Annotated in this window: 6 protein-coding genes and 3 pseudogenes; 7 read left to right on the top strand and 2 right to left on the bottom strand. The window is 39.3% G+C overall.

Going from position 1 to position 5130, the window contains the following annotated elements:
* The 5 genes and pseudogenes from A2003_RS00045 to A2003_RS00025 all read left to right on the top strand — a co-directional run.
* Positions 1-259, top strand: a pseudogene (locus tag A2003_RS00045) (MSMEG_0568 family radical SAM protein); the annotation flags it as partial.
* Between the two features lie 10 nt (positions 260-269).
* Positions 270-833 (top strand): MSMEG_0567/Sll0786 family nitrogen starvation N-acetyltransferase, encoded by a 564-nt coding sequence (locus A2003_RS00040; RefSeq protein ID WP_286686647.1) that lies wholly within the window; start codon positions 270-272, stop codon positions 831-833.
* Positions 833-1879: a sll0787 family AIR synthase-like protein gene (locus A2003_RS00035; RefSeq protein WP_016541980.1), complete on the top strand. Its 1047-nt coding sequence runs from the start codon at positions 833-835 to the stop codon at positions 1877-1879. Before A2003_RS00040 ends, A2003_RS00035 begins: the two co-directional genes overlap by 1 nt.
* Positions 1872-2162 carry an MSMEG_0570 family nitrogen starvation response protein gene (locus A2003_RS00030; RefSeq protein ID WP_008941947.1) on the top strand — a complete coding sequence of 97 codons (291 nt, stop codon included), beginning with the start codon at positions 1872-1874 and terminating at the stop codon, positions 2160-2162. Before A2003_RS00035 ends, A2003_RS00030 begins: the two co-directional genes overlap by 8 nt.
* Positions 2163-2172: 10 nt before the next feature.
* Positions 2173-3474: an MSMEG_0569 family flavin-dependent oxidoreductase gene (locus A2003_RS00025; protein WP_016541981.1), complete on the top strand. Its 1302-nt coding sequence runs from the start codon at positions 2173-2175 to the stop codon at positions 3472-3474.
* A gap of 82 nt (positions 3475-3556) precedes the next feature.
* Here the strand turns inward: A2003_RS00025 and A2003_RS00020 are convergent, their stop codons facing one another.
* Together A2003_RS00020 and A2003_RS15020 are read right to left on the bottom strand one after the other, a co-directional pair.
* Positions 3557-3799, bottom strand: coding sequence for a hypothetical protein (locus A2003_RS00020; RefSeq protein WP_017396274.1), 243 nt, complete (start codon positions 3797-3799; stop codon positions 3557-3559).
* Positions 3786-4588 (bottom strand): annotated as a pseudogene (locus A2003_RS15020) (tyrosine-type recombinase/integrase); the annotation flags it as partial. The gene A2003_RS00020 and the pseudogene A2003_RS15020, both read right to left, overlap by 14 nt.
* Before the next feature lie 71 nt (positions 4589-4659).
* Here A2003_RS15020 and A2003_RS00010 point away from each other — a divergent pair.
* Together A2003_RS00010 and A2003_RS00005 are read left to right on the top strand one after the other, a co-directional pair.
* Positions 4660-4797, top strand: a pseudogene (locus tag A2003_RS00010) (transposase); the annotation flags it as partial.
* A gap of 50 nt (positions 4798-4847) precedes the next feature.
* Positions 4848-5130: transposase (locus A2003_RS00005; protein WP_161421460.1), on the top strand; the 283-nt coding region annotated here is incomplete at its 3' end.

The following is a 5130-nucleotide window of genomic DNA, read 5'->3' as shown; positions in this document are numbered from 1 at the left end:
TGGGCTAGGCGATACAGAAAAAGAAATCATTGAAATGACTGCCAACTTGACCGAGATGGGCGTTTATCCGTTTGTAGTGCCATTTGTACCAATTCAGGGAACAGCACTTGAACATCATTCAAAACCTGAGCAAGCCTTTATGCAGGCACTCTATCCAAAAATTGGTGAGCAACTCCGTCTACATGGGCTTAACTCGGAAGACACTCAAGCGGGTTGTGCCAAATGTGGAGCATGTTCTTCACTGAAAGCTTATGAGTAGGAGAAACAGTATGCAACTTTCTGGTTATCCATGGTTAATAGAATTAAATGAAGACCTTAAACAGTTTGTCACAGATGACATTGTTATCAAGGTGGTCACTGAAGACTGGGAACGTCGTCAATATTATCGCCTGCGAGAGGCAACTTTTCGCGATGAACAAAAGATTCTAAAAGAAGGCCGTGATGAATATGACTTTAAAGCTCTAGGTATTGTTGCGATTGGGCAAATGTTTGGTGAGCATGATCATGTCATAGGTGCAGTGCGGATCTTCCCGGATGGAGCAAATACATGGTGGGGTGGGCGTTTATGTGTAGAGCCATTGTACCGTCATCATCATGCTATTGGTAAAGCGCTGATTAATGCAGCAGTGTCGACGGCAAAAAATCTAGGATGTCAAACATTCTTAGCGACTGTACAGCAACAAAATGAGCGTTATTTTCAGAAATTATGTTGGAACAGTGTCTGTGAATTAATGGTTGCTGAAATTCCACATATGATGATGCAAGCTCAAATTGAACATTATCCGCTACAGCATGTGGTCATGCAGGCTTATATGCAAAAAGAGGTGGAATGATGATGTCACTCAATCAACTTCTTGAATATTTGAGACAAACTCCAGCTATGCAATCAAAACAGGTGATTGCTAAAAGTGTAATGATCCCAAATCTGGATAAAGTGAATTCTCTGCAAGCTTTATACGCTTATCCTGGAGATGATACTGCCGCTGTTGCTGTCCAAGGACAATATATTTTACATGCGTGTGAAGGGATGTTGCCTGGTTTTGTTGCTAATCATCCTTATTTTGCGGGTTGGTCTGCAGTCATGGCCAATATCAGTGACATTGCAGCAATGGGTGGTCGTGCATTATCTGTTGTAAATAGCTTTTGGCATACAAATGTTGGGCATGCTCAATTATTAATGCAAGGCATGCAAGATGCTTGTACTGCTTATGATGTTGCATTGATTGGTGGGCATAGCAATATCGCTGAAAGTTATCAGCCTGCTTTATCCGTTGCCATTCAAGGAACAGCACAGAAATTATTGTCGGTTTTGCATGTTAAACCACAGCAAAAGATTTTGATTGCTTTAAATCTACAAGGTCAATTTCATCCTAACACTGTCTATTGGAAATGCTTTGAACGTGTATCGGGACGTATTTTGCAAGCACAGCTCTCAGTAATGCCGCAACTTGCACAACAAGGAATCGTATATGCCGCACGCGACATTAGTAATGCAGGCATTTTAGGCAGCCTGCTCATGCTACTTGAGGCAACGCAAAGTGGCGCAGACATAGACCTTCAAAAAATTCCAAAACCACAAAATGTGGACTGGCAGACGTGGCTGCAAATCTTTCCTAGTTATGGTTTTTTGCTGACAGCTGATGAAGGCGAATGCGAAGAAATCATTGAATTATTTGACAGTCAGGGTATCTGCTGTGCAGTGATTGGTGAAAGTAATGCCAGTGGAAAAGTTTATGTGCATGATCAGAAGCAAAATGCTCAATTTTGGGATTTTCATCAGCAAACATTTACTGGTTTTAACTATGCTGAAATTTTAAAAAAGTTAAAGGCTCAGTCGGATCCGATTGAGCCGATAGAGAAGGAGGCAGCATATGCCTAGCGTGAATTTTACCGTGAAATGGCCGAATGGCGAGCTGATTCAATATTACTCTCCATCCACGGTGATTTATGAATATCTAGCTAAAGGACATTCATATCCAGCAATACAGTTTTTAAAGTTGGCTGAAGATGGGTTATCTGCTGCATCAGAACGAGTACGAGTACGTTATGGCTTTGCATGTAGTTCAGCCATGGACAGCCTATCCACGATTAAACGCCAAGCTAACTTATTCGCCTTAAAAGACGAAGACCAAATTGAAATTACTGAAATGCACAATGAATAAGGGGAACAAGATGCTTAATATGCAAATTCAAGATTTACAACCAAATTATGATGTCGTGATTGTTGGTGGTGGCCAGGCAGGGTTATGTATCAGTCATTATTTACAAAAAGCAGGAATTGATCATGTGATTCTAGAAAAAGAATCAGAGTTGACCCATAGCTGGCGCAGTAAACGGTGGGATAATTTCACTTTGGTTACCCCCAATTGGCAATGTTTGCTTCCAGAGCATCCATATAACGGCAATGACCCTGATGGATTTATGAAAAAAAATGAAATTGTTGAATATCTCGACGACTTCATTGAAAAACTGAATCCACCAGTTTTATTGAATGTTCAGGTTAAGCATGTTGCAAAAATTGCACCTCAACACTTTGAAATTGAAACCAGTTTAGGCACAACGACTGCGAAACAATTAGTTGTAGCGGCTGGTGGTTATCACACCCCAATTTATCCAAAACTAAGTGATCAAGTCCCTGAACAAGTGTTGGTAATGCATTCAGAACAATATTTTAATGTGGAACAGTTACCTGAAGGTAATGTCTTGGTTGTCGGTTCAGGACAATCAGGTGCCCAAATTGCAGAAGATTTACATTTGGCAGGTAAAAAGGTTTATCTTTCTACGGGAGATGCACCACGCTGTGCGCGTTTTTATCGTGGTAAAGACGTAGTGAAGTGGCTTTATGAAATGGGTTATTACGAAACAACCGTCAAAGATCACCGATATAGTGAAGAGGTTCGTAACAGCACTAATCATTATGTGACTGGGCGAGATGGTGGTCGTGATATTGATCTACGTAAATTTGCATTAGAAGGTATGCGATTGTTTGGACGATTTGAGGACTATAAGGAAGGACAGTTTGTCTTCCGTCCAGATTTAATCCAGAACCTAGACATGGCAGATGCAACTTACAATCGTATTAATGCCTCTATTGATGACTATCTAGAGAAAAATAATATTGTGACTGAAGAGCCAGCATCTGTATATCAGCCACTTTGGCAGCCAGAACAGGAAATTACCCATATTGATTTAGTTGAAGAGAACATCACTTCGATCATTTGGTGTATCGGATTTAGACCAGACTATTCTTGGATTGATTTAGATATATTCCAGACAAATGGATATCCAAAACATGATCGCGGTATTACCGTTGACCCTGAAGTAAGCTTTATTGGTTTACCTTGGTTAAACACATGGGGTTCAGGACGTTTTATGGATGTTGCTAAAGATGCTGAGTTTATTGCTGATCATCTCATTCAACAATTAAATGTTACACCACAGCATATATCCTCAACATTATCATCATTGGCCTAATTATCAGGTAGCTGAATAGTCTCAACTTTCGGCTGCATCAAATCTCCAATATTGTTAAAAAACATAGGATAGCCATAATGAATCAACAACCTTTTGTAATTAATACTAATACTGAACCATGGGAATTTCTTCCTGTTCCATTTTTAAATAGTGAACTTCCCGTTAAAACCTGCTTAGCATGTCCTGATACAGGAATGATGATTTGGAAACGGCTTTGTTGCACAAAGATTTGAAATGCAAAGCGCCCTAATTGAGCTAAATTTAAGGCGTAACTTAGGTAAGTGGTCGACCTAATTCCGTGTCGAGGCATTTCAATTAATGCCATTTCGCACTTGTTGCAAAATCCAATCCTCATATTCTTGTAGTGTTTCTTGTAGCATATCCATAGGTCGTACGATGTAGTGCCTTACAACTAATGCACTTGGTTTATGACCTGATATCTGTGCTAAAGATCCTTCATTGATTTTTGCCCAAATAGCTAACGTTTTATATGATCTCCTCAATCCATGGGGAGTAAGTTCAATATTTAGTTTTTTACATATTTTCTCTAAGCTATCGTAAGGATTGACAATATGACCGCATTTAGCACCCTTACTGCTAAATATGAATTTAGAATCAGAATTTTTCCTTAGTTCTAAAAATAGGCTTTCAACATATGCCGTCAGAGGAATTAGGCGACCTTCATCTTCAATTTTATCTCTAACTTTTGCTGTTTTCCAACGAAAATCGACATCTGTCCATTTTAATGAAAGCAGCTCATTCTTTCTGCAACCAGTGATTAAACTACATATCAAAAAATCGCTATTTTTCTACTAGTTAACTTATTTACCTCTTCAAACCATGGTTTTAGATGCTGTTTCATCAAACAATCATTCTTGGCTTTTGGGGAAGGGACCTTATCTTTAACTTTTTTTGAGTTGTATGATTTTGGAGGCACTAAGTTTTCATAATCCTCGTGTTCCTCGCACCAATTCAGGAAAGCTCGTGTAAGTCTGTATGCTTTAGCTGATGTTGTTGGACGGAAGTCATTGTGATCAAGCCAATCGCAAAATACATCTTCAGTTAATTCAGAAAGTTTGTACTCAAACAGTTGAAAAATGGGTTGACTGGTATAGGTAATCCCCCCTAAAAATAAAAGGAAGTAAAAGTAGAATTTTCTCTTAAGATTAGAGCAGGAGATTCTGCATGAAAACATCTAAATTTACTGACAGTCAGATCATGTCTATTTTGAAACAGGCGGAGTCTGGCACGCCTGTTACTACCCTGTGCCGTGAACATGGCATGAGTAATGCGACTTTCTACAAGTGGCGTGCTAAATATGGCTGAACCGTACCGGGTTTGTCGGAGAGTCAATATTCTGAGAGACTATCCCGATGACAAAATTAAAATATACCCCTGAAATCAGAGAAAGAGCGGTTCAATTATTGATTGAATCTGAAAAAGATTATCCTTCTACTTGGGCTGCAATCACAGCAATTGCGCCTAAGATCGGTTGTACTCCTGAAACACTTCGTGCCTGGCATCAAAAGCATTTAGATCAGCAAAATCCTATTAAAGTACAACAGATATCTGATCAAGAAAAAATGAAGCAAATGGAACGTGAAATTAAAGAATTAAAGCGTGCCAATGAAATTCTACGTAAAGCAGCCGCTTTTT

The organism is Acinetobacter sp. GWC1_38_13, assembly GCF_001767535.1.
GTDB lineage: Bacteria > Pseudomonadota > Gammaproteobacteria > Pseudomonadales > Moraxellaceae > Acinetobacter > Acinetobacter junii.
The sequence above is the reverse complement of the archived record's forward strand: the minus strand, read 5'-3'. Positions and strand labels throughout refer to the sequence as shown.